The organism is Pseudomonas sp. JBR1 (assembly GCF_028198185.1).
In the GTDB taxonomy this organism is placed as follows: Bacteria; Pseudomonadota; Gammaproteobacteria; order Pseudomonadales; family Pseudomonadaceae; genus Chryseomonas; species Chryseomonas oryzihabitans_E.
The window spans coordinates 924,023-937,579 of record NZ_CP116340.1 but is presented as its reverse complement, the minus strand read 5'-3'; the positions used below and the strand labels follow the sequence as shown (position 1 = coordinate 937,579).

At 61.8% G+C, this 13,557-nt stretch carries 18 protein-coding genes; 10 read left to right on the top strand and 8 right to left on the bottom strand.

The features are described from left to right. The first annotated feature begins 44 nt into the window (after positions 1 to 44). The 3 genes from PJ259_RS04575 to nfuA all read left to right on the top strand — a co-directional run bounded on the left by PJ259_RS04575 (position 45) and on the right by nfuA (position 2,680). Positions 45 to 1,046 carry a response regulator gene (locus tag PJ259_RS04575; protein WP_271654906.1) on the top strand — a complete coding sequence of 334 codons (1,002 nt, stop codon included), beginning with the start codon at positions 45 to 47 and terminating at the stop codon, positions 1,044 to 1,046. Between the two features lie 2 nt (positions 1,047 to 1,048). Further along, the gene (locus PJ259_RS04570) at positions 1,049 to 2,014 is read left to right on the top strand and encodes a sensor domain-containing diguanylate cyclase (protein WP_271654905.1); all 966 of its coding nucleotides are present in this window, start codon (positions 1,049 to 1,051) and stop codon (positions 2,012 to 2,014) included. Positions 2,015 to 2,095: 81 nt separating this feature from the next. Continuing rightward, entirely contained in the window at positions 2,096 to 2,680 is a 585-nt protein-coding gene (gene nfuA, locus PJ259_RS04565; protein ID WP_059314920.1) for a Fe-S biogenesis protein NfuA, read from the top strand. Between the two features lie 61 nt (positions 2,681 to 2,741). On the opposite strand, the gene PJ259_RS04560 is transcribed toward nfuA, so the two are convergent. Beyond that, entirely contained in the window at positions 2,742 to 3,152 is a 411-nt protein-coding gene (locus PJ259_RS04560; protein ID WP_271654904.1) for a PA2817 family protein, read from the bottom strand. Between the two features lie 142 nt (positions 3,153 to 3,294). On the opposite strand from PJ259_RS04560, the gene PJ259_RS04555 reads away from it, so the two are divergent. Genes PJ259_RS04555 through queF form a run of 3 tightly spaced genes read left to right on the top strand, consistent with a single transcriptional unit; the run spans position 3,295 to position 5,844 of the window. Beyond that, positions 3,295 to 4,227, top strand: a complete 933-nt coding sequence (locus tag PJ259_RS04555) for an ABC transporter ATP-binding protein (RefSeq protein WP_059314918.1) — start codon at positions 3,295 to 3,297, stop codon at positions 4,225 to 4,227. Further along, entirely contained in the window at positions 4,224 to 5,003 is a 780-nt protein-coding gene (locus tag PJ259_RS04550; protein ID WP_017640581.1) for an ABC transporter permease, read from the top strand. The genes PJ259_RS04555 and PJ259_RS04550 overlap by 4 nt, the downstream gene beginning before the upstream one ends. Before the next feature lie 13 nt (positions 5,004 to 5,016). After that, on the top strand, positions 5,017 to 5,844 hold the full coding sequence (gene queF / locus PJ259_RS04545) for an NADPH-dependent 7-cyano-7-deazaguanine reductase QueF (protein ID WP_271654903.1): 828 nt from the start codon (positions 5,017 to 5,019) through the stop codon (positions 5,842 to 5,844). Here the strand turns inward: queF and PJ259_RS04540 are convergent, their stop codons facing one another. Next, on the bottom strand, positions 5,845 to 6,114 hold the full coding sequence (locus PJ259_RS04540) for a DUF4404 family protein (protein ID WP_007158392.1): 270 nt from the start codon (positions 6,112 to 6,114) through the stop codon (positions 5,845 to 5,847). It lies immediately after the preceding gene. Positions 6,115 to 6,333: 219 nt separating this feature from the next. Between PJ259_RS04540 and PJ259_RS04535 the strand changes: the two genes are divergently transcribed. After that, the gene (locus tag PJ259_RS04535) at positions 6,334 to 6,960 is read left to right on the top strand and encodes an MlaA family lipoprotein (protein WP_271654902.1); all 627 of its coding nucleotides are present in this window, start codon (positions 6,334 to 6,336) and stop codon (positions 6,958 to 6,960) included. 55 nt (positions 6,961 to 7,015) lie between these two features. On the opposite strand, the gene PJ259_RS04530 is transcribed toward PJ259_RS04535, so the two are convergent. Continuing rightward, a complete protein-coding gene (locus PJ259_RS04530) occupies positions 7,016 to 7,315 on the bottom strand; it encodes a PilZ domain-containing protein (protein ID WP_271654901.1) in 300 nt (99 codons plus the stop codon). A 204-nt stretch (positions 7,316 to 7,519) separates the two neighbouring features. On the opposite strand from PJ259_RS04530, the gene rssB reads away from it, so the two are divergent. Both rssB and rssC read left to right on the top strand, forming a co-directional pair. Then, positions 7,520 to 8,704, top strand: a complete 1,185-nt coding sequence (gene rssB / locus PJ259_RS04525; RefSeq protein ID WP_271654900.1) for a two-component system response regulator RssB — start codon at positions 7,520 to 7,522, stop codon at positions 8,702 to 8,704. Then, the gene (gene rssC, locus PJ259_RS04520; RefSeq protein ID WP_059314913.1) at positions 8,701 to 9,183 is read left to right on the top strand and encodes an anti-sigma factor antagonist RssC; all 483 of its coding nucleotides are present in this window, start codon (positions 8,701 to 8,703) and stop codon (positions 9,181 to 9,183) included. The genes rssB and rssC overlap by 4 nt, the downstream gene beginning before the upstream one ends. A 12-nt stretch (positions 9,184 to 9,195) precedes the next feature. Here rssC and tal read toward each other — a convergent pair whose 3' ends face one another. Both tal and dusA read right to left on the bottom strand, forming a co-directional pair. Then, positions 9,196 to 10,122, bottom strand: coding sequence for a transaldolase (gene tal / locus PJ259_RS04515; RefSeq protein ID WP_271654899.1), 927 nt, complete (start codon positions 10,120 to 10,122; stop codon positions 9,196 to 9,198). A 47-nt stretch (positions 10,123 to 10,169) separates the two neighbouring features. Next, positions 10,170 to 11,180, bottom strand: a complete 1,011-nt coding sequence (dusA, locus tag PJ259_RS04510; RefSeq protein ID WP_271654898.1) for a tRNA dihydrouridine(20/20a) synthase DusA — start codon at positions 11,178 to 11,180, stop codon at positions 10,170 to 10,172. Positions 11,181 to 11,282: 102 nt separating this feature from the next. On the opposite strand from dusA, the gene PJ259_RS04505 reads away from it, so the two are divergent. After that, positions 11,283 to 12,401 (top strand): site-specific integrase, encoded by a 1,119-nt coding sequence (locus PJ259_RS04505; RefSeq protein WP_271654897.1) that lies wholly within the window; start codon positions 11,283 to 11,285, stop codon positions 12,399 to 12,401. On the opposite strand, the gene PJ259_RS04500 is transcribed toward PJ259_RS04505, so the two are convergent. The 3 genes from PJ259_RS04500 to PJ259_RS04490 are packed head-to-tail and all read right to left on the bottom strand — an operon-like array spanning position 12,398 to position 13,470. Next, the gene (locus PJ259_RS04500; protein WP_271654896.1) at positions 12,398 to 12,667 is read right to left on the bottom strand and encodes a pyocin activator PrtN family protein; all 270 of its coding nucleotides are present in this window, start codon (positions 12,665 to 12,667) and stop codon (positions 12,398 to 12,400) included. The two genes, PJ259_RS04505 and PJ259_RS04500, sit on opposite strands and share 4 nt — an antisense overlap. A gap of 3 nt (positions 12,668 to 12,670) precedes the next feature. Then, entirely contained in the window at positions 12,671 to 13,210 is a 540-nt protein-coding gene (locus PJ259_RS04495) for a BRO-N domain-containing protein (protein ID WP_271654895.1), read from the bottom strand. A 2-nt stretch (positions 13,211 to 13,212) separates the two neighbouring features. After that, positions 13,213 to 13,470 (bottom strand): hypothetical protein, encoded by a 258-nt coding sequence (locus PJ259_RS04490; RefSeq protein ID WP_271654894.1) that lies wholly within the window; start codon positions 13,468 to 13,470, stop codon positions 13,213 to 13,215. Between the last annotated feature and the right edge of the window lie 87 nt (positions 13,471 to 13,557).

Sequence of the window (13,557 nt, the reverse complement as noted above, 5' to 3'; positions counted from 1 at the left end):
CTGATGACCGACGTTTACTGTGCGTCAAAACTGCGTCATGGAAGGTGGCCGTGATTCCTCTGGTGATATGCGATGACTCGAACATGGCGCGCAAGCAGCTGGTTCGCTCCTTGCCGGAAGGCTGGGGAGTAGCCATCACCCAGGCCACCAATGGCGAAGAAGCCCTGGCGGCGCTGCGTCAGGGGCTGGGCCAGGTCATGCTGCTGGACCTGACCATGCCGATCCTGGATGGCTATGGCACGTTGGCGGCCATCCGCAACGAAGGCCTGGCCGTCAAGGTGATCGTGGTCTCCGGCGACGTCCAGGAGCAGGCGCTGGCGCGGGTTCGCGAACTGGGTGCCCTGGACTTCATTCGCAAGCCCGCGGATCCCGGTGAACTGGCCGCGGTGCTCCAGCGGCATGGTCTCTACACCCCCAATCCCGCGGTTCCAGCGGGGCCGGTCGAGCGCCCTGAACTGCAGGTCAGTTTCCGCGATGCCTTCCGCGAGGTCGTCAACGTCTCCATGGGGCGCGCGGGTGCCCTGCTGGCCAAGGCGCTGGATGTCTTCGTCCAGCTGCCCATTCCGAACGTCAACATCCTGGAAGTCAGCGAGCTGCATATGACGCTGGTGGATGCGCAGCGCGAGGACCGGCTCAGTGCGGTGTGTCAGGGCTACATCGGCGAGGGTATCGCCGGCGAGGCGCTGCTGATCTTCCACGACTCCGAGTTCGATGACATGGCGCGCCTGGTGCGCTGGCGCGAAGCGGGCGAGTCCGGCGACATCGAGATGCTGCTGGATCTGTCGAGCATCATCATCGGTGCCTGCCTGGCCGGCATCGCCGAACAGTTCGACATCCGCTTCTCCCAAGGGCATCCCACCATCCTCGGTCATCATGCGTCCATCGATGAACTCATCGTCATCAACAAGACGCGCTGGAAGAAGACCCTGGCTGTCGAGCTCAGCTACAGCCTGGAAGGCCATAACGTCCACTTCGATCTGCTGCTGCTGTTCACCGAGGACTCGGTGAAGCGCATCACGCGCAAGATCGGCTACCTGATGAATTGAACATGGCCGCACAGATCGATATCAACGAACTCCATTGGCTGCTGGACATCGTGCAGAACATCGATGTCGGCGTCGTGGTGCTGGACCTCGACTACCGCATCGAGGTCTGGAACAGCTTCATGGAAAACCATTCCGGTCGGATTCTCAGCGAGGTCAGCCAGCAATCGCTGTTCGCGGTCTTCGCCGAAATCGACGAGGCCTGGTTTCGCGCCAAGGCTGAAAGCGTGGTCCTGCTCGGCACCCGGGCTTTCTCCATCTGGGAGCAGCGGCCTTACCTGGTGCACTTCAAGAGCTACCAGCCGATCACCGGCGTGGAGGCCTTCATGTACCAGAACGTGACGCTGCTGCCATTGCGTGACTCCACCGGCGCCATCGCCCATATCTGCGTGGTGATCTACGACGTCACCGATGTCGCCATCAACAAGCGGCAATTGGAGTTCTCCAACGACAAGCTGCAGGAGCTGTCGCGCACCGACCGTCTCACCGGCCTGGCCAATCGGGGCTATTGGGAAGAACGCCTTACGGAGGAGTTCGCCCGTCACCAGCGCTATGGCGGCCGTCTGGCGCTGATGATGCTCGACATCGATCACTTCAAGCGTATCAACGACACCTATGGCCATGCCGTCGGTGACCAGGCGATCAAGGCCCTGGCCGGGGTGATCAAGACCCACGTGCGCAACGCCGACATCGCCGGGCGCTACGGTGGCGAGGAATTCGGCGTGGTGCTGCTCGATACGGCGGTGGAGGGCGCCCGGCTGCTCGCCGAACGCCTGCGCGAGGCTGTGGAGGCCATGCATCTCGACGTGCTGGGCACGCCCGTCGCCTTCACCATCAGCATCGGCATCACGGACCTGTCCGTGCCATTGGGCAATCACGAGCAGATGATCCAGCAGGCGGACAAGGCGCTCTATGAGTCCAAGCATGCCGGGCGCAATCGGGTGAGCAGCTTCGTTCACCGGCTGGATTGAGACGATTATCCGACTGTTTCACTAGGGCTTTCGTCGAGGGGTGGGGTGGCGTAAACTTGTGGTACCTGTTGAGGAGTTACCATGAGCGCCATCACCATTACCGACGCGGCTCAGGATTACCTGGCTGATCTGTTGGAAAAGCAGAACACCCCTGGGATCGGTATCCGCATCTTCATTACCCAGCCTGGCACCCAGTACGCCGAGACCTGTATCGCCTACTGCAAGCCTGGTGAAGAGAAGCCCGATGACCAGCCCATCGGTCTGAAGAGCTTTACCGCCTATATCGACGCCATCAGCCAGCCCTTCCTCGAAGACGCCCTGGTGGATTACGCCTCCGATCGCATGGGCGGCCAGCTGACCATCAAGGCGCCCAACGCCAAGGTGCCCATGGTCAACGAGGACAGCCCGCTCAACGAGCGTGTCGACTACTACCTGCAAACCGAGATCAATCCGGGGCTCGCCAGCCACGGCGGCATGGTCAGCCTGGTCGACATCGTCGACGACAACGTGGCCGTGCTGCGTTTCGGCGGTGGCTGCCAGGGTTGTGGCCAGGTCGACCTGACCCTCAAGGACGGCGTCGAACGCACCTTGCTGGAGCGTATCCCCGAGCTCACCGCCGTACGTGACGTGACCGACCATACCAACCGCGAAAACGCCTACTACTAAGTAGCCTGGCGGCCTTGCAGTCGTGAAGGGCTATCGAGCCGATCGATAGCCCTTCGACATTTCAGTGACGTGCTGCGTCTTCCGGCAGGGTCAGCAGGCGCTGTTCCTGCTCCCAGTCGAAGGCTTCGCCGCGGGATTCCGCCTCGTGGCGACGCTCGTCGAGCCGCTGGTAGAGCGCCAGCTCTTCATCCGGCATGAAGTGCAGGCAATCGCCGCCAAAGAACCACAGCAGGTCGCGCGGTACCCGGTGGGCGATCTGCGGATAGCGGCTGAAGATCTGGCTGAGCAGATCCTGGCCGAGATAGGCGTACTCTTCGGGCGCCTGGGGCAGTCCGGCGACCAGCTCATCGAAGCGGTCGAGGAACAGTACGTGGTTCTCCGAGGGCACCTGCTCGGCTGCGCCGACGTCGGCCAAGACCGCACGCAGCTGGGCGAGAAGGGCGACGTGGTGGGCGAGATAGGAAGTGGCCATGGATGTCTCCTGAAAAAACGGCTGCGCAGTATAGGGGCACTGTCCGACGTTGTCTGGTTCGACTAGGATCGAACCTTTGCCCTTCGCCGGGGTTATAGGAAGTAGCACTTTTCTTTGCGAATCAGTTCTTGCCGGGAGGCACATGAGTCTAGCTCTCTCCATTCGTGGTCTGACCAAGACCTACAACAACGGCTTCACCGCCCTCAAGGGAATCGACCTGGATGTGGTCGAAGGTGATTTCTTCGCGCTGCTCGGTCCGAACGGGGCGGGCAAGTCGACCACCATCGGCATCCTCTCGACCCTGGTCAACAAGTCGGGTGGTGAGGTGTCCGTGTTCGGCAACGACCTGGACAAGGATCCCGCAGGCCTCAAGCGCTGCCTGGGCGTGGTGCCCCAGGAATTCAACTTCAACCAGTTCGAGAAGGCCTTCGACATCGTCGTCACCCAGGCCGGTTACTATGGCATTCCCGCGCGGATCGCCGGTGAACGCGCCGAGGAGTACCTCACCCAGCTCGGACTGTGGGACAAGCGCGATACGCCCTCGCGCATGCTCTCCGGCGGTATGAAGCGTCGCCTGATGATCGCTCGCGCCCTGATCCACAAACCACGTCTGTTGATCCTCGACGAGCCTACCGCCGGAGTCGACATCGAGCTGCGCCGCTCCATGTGGAGTTTCCTCACCGAGCTGAACAGGCAGGGGACCAGCATCATCCTCACCACTCACTACCTCGAAGAAGCCGAGCACCTCTGTCGCAACATTGCCATCATCGACCATGGCGAGCTGGTCGAGCACACCAGCATGCGCAAGCTCCTGCAGAAGCTCAACGTCGAGACCTTCATCGTCGACGTGGTCCAGCCGCTGACGGTGGCGCCGCAGCTGGAAGGCTATCCGGCCAAGCTGTTGGGCGATCACTCCTTCGAGGTGCAGATCGACAAGGCCAGCGGGGTCAATGCCCTGTTCCGTCAGCTGGACGCTGCCGGCATCCAGGTCCAGAGCCTGAGAAACAAAGCCAACCGCCTGGAGGAGCTATTTGTCTCCCTGGTGGAAAAGAATCTAGCCAAGGTTGCCCGATGAGTACCGAATTCCAAGCCAACATGGTGGCGCTGCGGACCATCGTCCATCGCGAAGTGCGCCGTTTCACCCGCATCTGGGCGCAGACGCTGCTGCCCCCGGCGATCACCATGGTCCTGTACTTCGTGATCTTCGGGAACCTGATCGGCAACCGCATTGGTGGCATGGGTGGCTTCACCTACATGCAGTACATCGTGCCGGGCCTGATCATGATGTCGGTAATCACCAACGCCTACAGCAACGTGGTCTCCAGCTTCTTCAGCAGCAAGTTCCAGCGCTCCGTGGAAGAACTGCTGGTCTCGCCGGTGTCGCCGCACGTGATCCTCATCGGCTATGCCATGGGCGGCATCCTGCGCGGCCTTGCCGTGGCGGCCATCGTCAGCCTGCTGTCGCTGTTCTTCACCAACATGCAGGTGCACCACCTGGGCATCATGCTGCTGGTGATCGTCCTTACCGCGGCGATCTTTGCCCTGGGCGGCTTCATCAACGCCGTCTACGCGCGCAACTTCGACGACATCTCCATCGTGCCGACCTTCGTGCTGACGCCCCTGACCTATCTGGGTGGGGTGTTCTACTCCATCGACCTGTTGCCGGCCTTCTGGCAGAAGGTGTCGCTGGTCAATCCGATCCTGCACATGGTCAACGCCTTCCGCTACGGCATCCTCGGGGTGTCCGATATCCGCATCGGGGTGGCGATCGCCTTCATGCTGTTCGCCGTAGTCGTGCTTTATCTGGTCAGCATCCGTCTGCTCGTGAGCGGGCGCGGCATGCGTCACTGAGTGTTTGAGCGTCATGCATAGCGTAGAACAATCGCCCCTGGGCAAAAGCACCGAGTACGTCAGCCAGTACGCGCCGACGCTGCTCTATCCGATTCCGCGCGCGCCCAAGTGGGCGGAGCTGGGCCTGGACGGGGGGAGCCTGCCGTTTCGCGGTGTGGATGTCTGGACCTGTTACGAGCTGTCCTGGCTGCTACCTTCCGGCAAGCCAGTAGTGGCCATCGGCGAATTCGCCATTCCGGCCAATTCGCCGAACATCATTGAATCCAAGTCGTTCAAGCTGTACCTCAACTCCCTGAACCAGTCGGTGTTCGCCAGCATGGCCGAACTGGAAGCCGTACTGGTCAGGGACCTGAGCGCAGCAGCCGGCGGTGCTGTGGGTGTCAGTCTGGTATCGCTGGATGCCTGGACGACCCGGGGTGTGCAGCGCCCGGACGGCCAGTGCGTCGATGATCTGGATGTCAGCGTGGATCGCTACGCCCACCCGCAGGCGGAACTGCTGAGCGTGGGTGAAGCGCGCGATAGTCAGAGGTTCTACAGCCATCTGCTCAAGTCGAATTGCCCGGTTACCGGACAGCCTGACTGGGGCACCGTAGTGGTGGAGTACGCAGAGGGGCTGGCGCTGGACCCGGCCAGCTTGCTGCGCTACCTGGTCGCCTTCCGCCAGCATGCGGACTTTCACGAACAGTGCGTCGAGCGCATCTACCTGGATCTGTGGCGGCTACTGAAGCCGGTGAAGCTGACCGTGTTCGCCCGCTATGTGCGGCGCGGTGGGCTGGATATCAATCCCTACCGAAGCAGTGACGCCATCCAGCCCGCCGCCGAGCGCTACGTACGGCAGTGATCAGATGCCCATGCTGCTCAGGCTGTTCATGATCGAGCGCAGCGTGCCGGCCATGGTGGGGTGACTGACCTCGAAACGCTCCACGGCCAGATTGACGCCTTCTACCAGACTGCCATCCCGGGTATGGGTGGCATCTTCGTTAGCCAGCTGGAATTCGATGTCCCGGATCAGCAGTTCCAGTTCTTCCCGATCCTCGGGCGAGGCGGGCGGATCCTGGTCCAGCTGGTGGCGGAGGTGGTCGAGCTGTTCCTGCAGATGAGAGGTGGTCATGGGGCGTTTCTCCTGTGTTCGGATTCTTTGACCGCAACGGCGGGTCAAAGATCGAGTGACAGCGCCTGGCCCTAAGCCAAAGTGGCAAAGCTATGACTATAATCGGCGCCTTTCAGGCGTCTGAGTGTAACGAGGAGAGAAGCGATGATGATCGAGCGACGTGGTTCCAGGGTCTGGGGAGCGCTCCTTGTAACGGCCTTGACGTTTGCCGGTCAGGCGATGGCGGCTGAAACCGAGAATCCCGATCCCTGGGAAGGTTTCAACCGCAAGATCTTCGTGTTCAACGATACCCTGGACACCTATGCCCTCAAGCCGGTCGCCCAGGGCTATCAGCGCTTCACTCCCGGCTTCGTGCAGACCGGTGTGAGCAACTTCTTCAACAACCTGGGTGACGTGCGCAACCTGGCCAACGACCTGCTGCAGGGCAAGGTCGAGCATGCCGGGGTCGATACGGCGCGCCTGCTGATGAATACCACCCTGGGTGGTCTCGGTCTGGTAGACGTGGCGACCAAGGCCGGCCTGCAGCGCAACGACGAGGACTTCGGCCAGACCTTGGGCAAGTGGGGCGCCGGTAGCGGCCCTTACCTGGTCCTGCCGTTCTTTGGCCCCAGCAGCGTACGTGATGGCCTGGCCCGGGTACCGGACAGCTACACCAGTGCCTATCCCTATGTCGATGATGTGGCCGTGCGTAACAGCGCCTTCGCCCTCAGCACCGTCGATACCCGTGCCGGTCTGCTGCAGGCCGAGCGCCTGATCACTGGCGACAAGTACGTGTTCATTCGCAACGCCTATCTGCAGACCCGCGAATTCAAGGTCAAGGATGGTCACGTGGTCGACGACTTCTAGTCCCGGACCATAAAAAAAGGCAGCCCGTGGGCTGCCTTTTTTATGGTCTTTGCGCCTAGCGCATGTCGAGCACGGACAGGCCAAGCAGCTGCTTGCCCGAATCGCTAGCCTGGATGCGCAGGACCTCAGCATCCGCTTCCAGTCCGGGGAGTTCGGCATGGCTGGAGGGGATCAGGACAGTCACCTTGTCACCGACCTGCAGGCTGGTGGCGGCCTCGATCTGGAAACCGGTGCTGGACAAATCGACGCAGCGCGCCTCGAAGGAGGCATCGCCTACCTTCAGTACGGCCTTGGAGTTGATGTGCATGCGAATGAAATCGCGCTTTTCACTGTAAGAACGGTCAATGGTACTCATGGCAATCCTACTGCTTGGGAGGATGGATGGCGGTGTGCTGGAGGTATAAACTCATGAACGGCACCCTGTAAAGAAATTCCATCCGGTTGGCAAGCTTGAACGCCCCGGTGGATGGGAGTAGTGTCTCCGCCGTGTCGTAATCACCGTGGCCCGTGTCGGATCGTGTCCGCCGGTTTGCCGTTCGGGTGCATGCCTGGATCCTCTATGTCTAATTCGCCTGCCACGCTCTTGATCATTGACGATGACGAGGTGGTTCGCCTCAGTCTCGCCGACTATCTCGAAGACAGTGGCTTCAATGTCCTGCAGGCCAGCAATGGTCAGCAGGGCCTAGAGATGTTCGAGCGCGAACAGCCTGACCTCATCATCTGCGACCTGCGCATGCCGCAGGTCGACGGGCTGACGCTGCTGCGCCGCATCAGTGAGCTGTCCATCGATACGCCCGTGCTGGTGCTGTCCGGCGCCGGCGTCATGAGCGACGTCGTGGAAGCCCTGCGGCTGGGCGCGGCCGATTACCTGATCAAGCCGCTCGAAGACCTGATGGTGCTCGAACACTCGGTCAATCGCGCCCTGGACCGTGCGCGCCTGCGACTGGAAAACGATCGCTATCGAGTCAAGCTGGAAAACACCAATCGCGAGCTGCAGGCCAGCCTGAGCCTGTTGCAGGAAGACCAGAACGCCGGACGCCACGTGCAGATGAACATGCTGCCAGTGACGCCTTGGGAGACCGAGGGGCTGAACTTCGCCCACGAAATCATCCCCTCGCTCTATCTGTCCGGCGATTTCGTCGACTACTTTCGCATCGACGAACACCGGGTCGCTTTCTACCTGGCCGACGTCTCCGGTCATGGCGCCTCGTCGGCCTTCGTGACCGTGTTGCTCAAGTTCATGACCACGCGCCTGCTCTATGAGTCCAAGCGCAACGGCACGCTGCCCGAATTCAAGCCGTCGGATGTGCTCGGTCACATCAACAGGGGTCTACTGGATTGCAAATTGGGCAAGCACGTGACCATGCTGGGTGGCGTCATCGACGAAACCACGGGTACCCTGGCGTACAGCATCGGTGGCCATCTGCCTTTGCCTGTCCTGCACACGCCGGAAGAAACCCGCTTCCTGATGGGCAAGGGGCTGCCGGTCGGCCTGTTCCAGGAGGCCACCTACAATGACCACCAGATGGCCTTGCCCGAGCGTTTCAGCCTGACCCTCTTTTCGGATGGCATCTTCGATCTGCTGCCGGGAGACAATTTGAAAGAGAAAGAACACAGCTTGCCCGACTACGTCCGCCGTGCTGGCGGTACACTGGCAGGCCTTAGCGAAGCCCTGGATCTGGCATCCGTTACCGAGATGCCTGACGATATCGCTTTGCTGGTGTTGAGCAGGAACCTGGCATGAGCACCGGAAAAATCCAATTTGCCGAGCAGGACGGTACCTTCGTCCTGAAGTTTACCGGCGAGGTGCGTCTGACCCTCTGCTCGGCGTTGGACGCGACCATCGAGCACATCTTCTCGTCGTTGAATTTCTCGTCCATCGTCATCGACCTGACGGAGACGCAGAGCATCGACAGCACCACCCTGGGCCTGCTGGCCAAGCTGTCGATCCTGTCGCGGCAGCGCATCGGGCTATTGCCCATGCTGACCACGAACAACCCGGACATCCTGCGGCTGCTGGATTCCATGGGCTTCGATCAGGTGTTCAATATCGTCGAAACCGTGGTGCCTTGCCCGGACTGCCTGACCGACCTGCCACCGCAGGATCAGTCAGAAGCCGAGGTGCGCAGTCGTGTGCTTGAAGCCCATCGGGTGTTGATGGGCCTCAATGAATCCAATCGCAATGCCTTTCGCGATCTGGTCAGTGCCCTCGAAAGGCACTGACCGCGTCGGCTCTTAGCGCTTGCCGGGCAGCAGCACTTCCAGCTTTTCCTGATCCCGCGCGAACTGGCGAATGCCTTCGGCCAGCTTTTCGGTGGCCATGGCGTCTTCGTTGTGTGCCCAGCGGAAGGCAGGTTCGTTCAGCTGCTGCTTGGGCTCACCACCACTGGTGTCGGCGGTCAGCACGCGGGGCAGGTCGCCTTGGGCGTCCGACAGCTGCTGCAGCAGTTCGGGGCTGATGGTCAGGCGGTCACAACCGGCCAGCTGCTCGATCTGGTTCAGGTTGCGGAAGCTGGCACCCATCACCACGGTGTCGTAGCCATTGGCCTTGTAGTATTGGTAGATGCGGGTCACGGACTTCACGCCCGGGTCTTCGGCGCCTTCGTAGTCACGGCCTTCGGCCTTCTTGTACCAGTCGTAGATGCGACCGACGAAGGGCGAGATCAGGAACACGCCGGCGTCGGCGCAGGCCGCAGCCTGGGCGAAGGAGAACAGCAGGGTCAGGTTGGTCTGGATGCCTTCCTTCTCCAGTTGCTCGGCGGCGCGGATGCCTTCCCAGGTGGAGGCGATCTTGATCAGTACGCGGTCCTTGCCGATGCCGGCCTTCTCGTACAGCTCGATCAGACGATGGGCACGGTCCAGGGTGGCGCCGGTGTCGAACGAAAGGCGTGCGTCCACCTCGGTGGAGATGCGCCCGGGGATCAGCTTGAGGATCTCGCCACCTACCGCCACGGCGAAGCGATCGCAGGCCAGGCCGATGTCGCCGTTCGCGCCACTGAAGGCAGCCTGCAAGTGTTCTTCATAGCGGGGCAGGGCGGCGGCCTTGAGCAGCAGCGAGGGGTTGGTCGTGGCGTCGTAGGGCTTGAGACGGGCGATGGCGTCCAGATCGCCGGTATCGGCGACGACCGTGGTGTATTGCTTGAGTTGTTCCAGCTTGCTCATGGCAGGTCTTTCCTTCGGTTAGCGAATGGACATCGTGGAGACGTGACTCAGTGACCTCTGAGAAGTTCAGTGGCCTCGTCATACAGGCGCAGCGGTTCAGGGCTGCGATGCAGGTCGGTGGACAGCAATTGGCGGAAGCGCCGCGCACCGGGAAACCCCTGCGCCAGACCCAGGACGTGGCGAGTGACGTGATGAATGACGCCCCCCTGTTGCAGGTGCGCCTCGACATAGGGCCGCAGTTGCAGCATCACTTCATGACGGGTGAGTTGCGGACGGTCGCAGCCGTAGAGCGCCGCATCCACTTCGGCCAACAGATAGGGGTTCTGATAGGCCTCGCGACCCAGCATCACCCCATCGAAGATCTCCAGCTGCTCCCGGCAGGTATCCAGGGTCTTGATGCCGCCATTGAGAATGAACTCGAGATCCGGAAAATCCTGCACCAGCTGCGCGGCCACGTCGTAGCGCAGCGGCGGAATCTCGCGATTCTGCTTGGGCGACAGGCCCTCCAGGATGGCGATGCGCGCATGCACGGTAAAGCTGCGGCAACCGGCTTCCGCGACCTGGCCGACGAAGTCCCGCAGGGCCTCGTAGCTGTCTCGCCCGGAGATGCCGATGCGGTGCTTGACCGTCACCGGAATGGCCACGGCATCGCGCATCGCCTTGACGCTTTCGGCCACTCGCTCGGGATAGGCCATCAGGCAGGCGCCGATCATGTTGTTCTGCACGCGATCACTAGGGCAGCCAACGTTCAGGTTGATCTCGTCATAACCCGCCTGCTCGCCCAGCCGCGCTGCGGTGGCTAATTCAGCCGGCATGCTGCCACCCAGCTGCAGCGCCAGGGGATGCTCGGTCTCGTCATGGCGCAGAAACCGCTGGGCATCGCCATGCAGCAAGGCACCGGTAGTGACCATTTCGGTATAGAGCAGGGCGTGCTGGGACAGCAGGCGATGGAAATAACGGCAGTGACGGTCCGTCCAGTCCATCATCGGCGCCACGGAAAAGCGGCGGGACGGCTCAGGGCGCGTGGTTGCTGGGTTTGAGGCGGTTTCGGCAAGCATCTCGGTACGTCTGTTCTAGGCTCGTTTTGCTACATTTCAGACGGTTTTTGGAGGTGCGTTGCTACAATGTAGCAATCGCAAACGGTCATGTAGCAAATCGAAATGGGGACGATAACGTCACGCCGCCGGAAGGATGGCAGCACAGGCTATACGGCCCAAGTCCGCATCATGCGGGATGGAGTTCGAGTCTATCAGGAAAGCCAGACTTTCGACCGGAAGCAGACCGCGCAGGCGTGGCTGAAAAAGCGAGAAACTGAACTCGCCCAGCCAGGTGCCTTGGAGCGTGCAAAGCGGAAGGGATCGACTGTTCAACAGATGATCGGCCGCTACGTGGAGCAGTTCGGTACCACGCTCGGCCGGACCAAAGAGGCCACGTTGAAGGCCATTGGCGAGACGTGGCTCGGTGACCTCGAGGACCGCGAACTCACCAGCCAGCGGCTGGTGGAATATGGCCAGTGGCGCATGGGCTCCGAAGGCGGTGGGGTACAGGCGCAGACGGTGGGCAACGACCTTTCGCACCTGGCAGCTGTTCTGTCGATCGCGCGGCCGGCGTGGGGCTATGAGATCGATCCGCATGCCATGGCCGATGCCCGGCGGGTGCTCAAGAAAATGGGCATGATCAGTAAGAGCAAGGAGCGCGATCGCCGGCCCGAGCCCCAGGAGCTGGACCTGCTGTTGGAGTACTTCTTCGAGATGCAGCGGCGTCGGCCGGCGTCGATCAACATGCCCAAGGTAATCGCCTTCGCCATCTTCTCCACCCGCCGCCAGGAAGAAATCACCCGGATTCGATGGGACGACGTGGACGAGCGCCGGCAGGCGGTGCTGGTGCGCGACATGAAGAACCCGGGGCAGAAGATCGGCAACCACGTCTGGTGCCACCTCCCAGACGAAGCCTGGGCCATCCTGCAGTCGATGCCGCGTGAGTGCGAGGAGATCTTCCCTTACAACGGTGACTCGATCTCGGCGTCTTTCACCAAGGCCTGCCAATTTCTCGGCCTGCAGGATCTGCGCTTCCACGACCTGCGGCACGATGGGGTCAGCCGGCTGTTCGAGATGGACTGGGACATTCCTCGCGTGGCCAGCGTCTCGGGCCATCGCGACTGGAATTCGATGCGGCGCTATACGCACCTGAAAGGCCAGGGCGATCCCTATGCGGGATGGCCCTGGTTGGAGAGGATCATCGCGGCGCCGGTGGTGCTCGGCGCGCGCGTCCTGGGCTAGCGTGCCCGGTTGTGCAGCTTGTCGTTCTCGCGGACAGCCCGCTCACGCTGCACGTCCAGGTAACGAGCCAGGTCCGTCAGGTGCACGCCCTGGGCGGCTTTCTGGCTGTTCTCGATCCTAACCAGCGGCAGGTCGATGACACCAGCGACAATCTTGCTGCGGAGCTTTGTCGGCGTCAGGTGGCTGAAGTAGTCGGTGCAGACGCGCTCCAGCGGCACCACCGCAGCGCCCTGATACTGGGCCATGAGCAGGAAGAGGGTGTTCAAGGGTCACACCCCCAACGGCAGTTGTTGGTGGTCCTTGCCCAGTAGGGCTAGGTCCGGCATCGGTCTGCCTACCAGGTTGCAGAGGTCTCGCAGCTCGCCGATGAAGAGCTGGCGGGCGAAGGCGTCCTTGGTGCCCACCAACTGCTGGGTGAGCTTCGCGATCTGCCGGGAGTAGGCGGCGCGTTGCGGGCCGGGGACGGTGCCGAAGAAGCCTTGCTTGCGGATGGATGGCAATACCTCACCGCAGACCCACTCGGCGAACGCCTGTGCCTCCGGTTTACGAGAGGCGAAAGCGGTCTGATAGATAGCGGGTTCTGAGATGAAAATGACCTCCTGCCCCCCACCAGGGGTCTGGCAGTAGCAGACCCCTTGCCACTTTTCGGGGGTATTTTTCAGGCTGCCGGACGCGCCTTTCCAGACGATGCCAAGTACCTCGTATACATCCTTGGCGCAGAACCAGACCTCGCCATCGGCGCCGATGGCGGTACGAACGTCGCGCTCTGCGAACTGGAAGGCGTTGCTGATCAGGTTGAGGTTGTTCATGGTCATTCTTCCTTTCCCATGTGCTGCTGGGCCGGCTTGGCCAAGGTGGCGTTGATGACGTCGGCGTCCTGCTGAGTCAGGGCGCCGAGGGCGTTGGCCATGCTGGCCAGGGCGAGGAGGTGGATGCGATCGCCCAAAGTGTTGCTGACTTGGTAGCGGATCAGCGCCTCGCCGAGCAGGGCGGTGGCCCGGCACCGGCGGACCAGAGTGGGGTGGGCCGTGATAGGCTGGTGAGTACTGCTGCTCTGGATCATTTGCATAATGGTTCTCCAGGGGTTGGTGGTAGGGCCCGGGGGAGTTGCCGCTCTCTCGGGCTTTTTTGTTTCCGCGTCGTGGCCCGCGCGGGG

Bases quoted from the DNA above. Each gene is read 5' to 3' on its own strand.
- PJ259_RS04570 (WP_271654905.1), top strand. From the start codon at position 1,049: ATGGCCGCACAGATCGATATCAACGAACTCCATTGGCTGCTGGACATC.
- nfuA (WP_059314920.1), top strand. From the start codon at position 2,096: ATGAGCGCCATCACCATTACCGACGCGGCTCAGGATTACCTGGCTGAT.
- PJ259_RS04560 (WP_271654904.1), bottom strand. From the start codon at position 3,152: ATGGCCACTTCCTATCTCGCCCACCACGTCGCCCTTCTCGCCCAGCTG.
- PJ259_RS04555 (WP_059314918.1), top strand. From the start codon at position 3,295: ATGAGTCTAGCTCTCTCCATTCGTGGTCTGACCAAGACCTACAACAAC.
- PJ259_RS04550 (WP_017640581.1), top strand. From the start codon at position 4,224: ATGAGTACCGAATTCCAAGCCAACATGGTGGCGCTGCGGACCATCGTC.
- queF (WP_271654903.1), top strand. From the start codon at position 5,017: ATGCATAGCGTAGAACAATCGCCCCTGGGCAAAAGCACCGAGTACGTC.
- PJ259_RS04540 (WP_007158392.1), bottom strand. From the start codon at position 6,114: ATGACCACCTCTCATCTGCAGGAACAGCTCGACCACCTCCGCCACCAG.
- PJ259_RS04535 (WP_271654902.1), top strand. From the start codon at position 6,334: ATGGCGGCTGAAACCGAGAATCCCGATCCCTGGGAAGGTTTCAACCGC.
- PJ259_RS04530 (WP_271654901.1), bottom strand. From the start codon at position 7,315: ATGAGTACCATTGACCGTTCTTACAGTGAAAAGCGCGATTTCATTCGC.
- rssB (WP_271654900.1), top strand. From the start codon at position 7,520: ATGTCTAATTCGCCTGCCACGCTCTTGATCATTGACGATGACGAGGTG.
- rssC (WP_059314913.1), top strand. From the start codon at position 8,701: ATGAGCACCGGAAAAATCCAATTTGCCGAGCAGGACGGTACCTTCGTC.
- tal (WP_271654899.1), bottom strand. From the start codon at position 10,122: ATGAGCAAGCTGGAACAACTCAAGCAATACACCACGGTCGTCGCCGAT.
- dusA (WP_271654898.1), bottom strand. From the start codon at position 11,180: ATGCTTGCCGAAACCGCCTCAAACCCAGCAACCACGCGCCCTGAGCCG.
- PJ259_RS04505 (WP_271654897.1), top strand. From the start codon at position 11,283: ATGGGGACGATAACGTCACGCCGCCGGAAGGATGGCAGCACAGGCTAT.
- PJ259_RS04495 (WP_271654895.1), bottom strand. From the start codon at position 13,210: ATGAACAACCTCAACCTGATCAGCAACGCCTTCCAGTTCGCAGAGCGC.
- PJ259_RS04490 (WP_271654894.1), bottom strand. From the start codon at position 13,470: ATGCAAATGATCCAGAGCAGCAGTACTCACCAGCCTATCACGGCCCAC.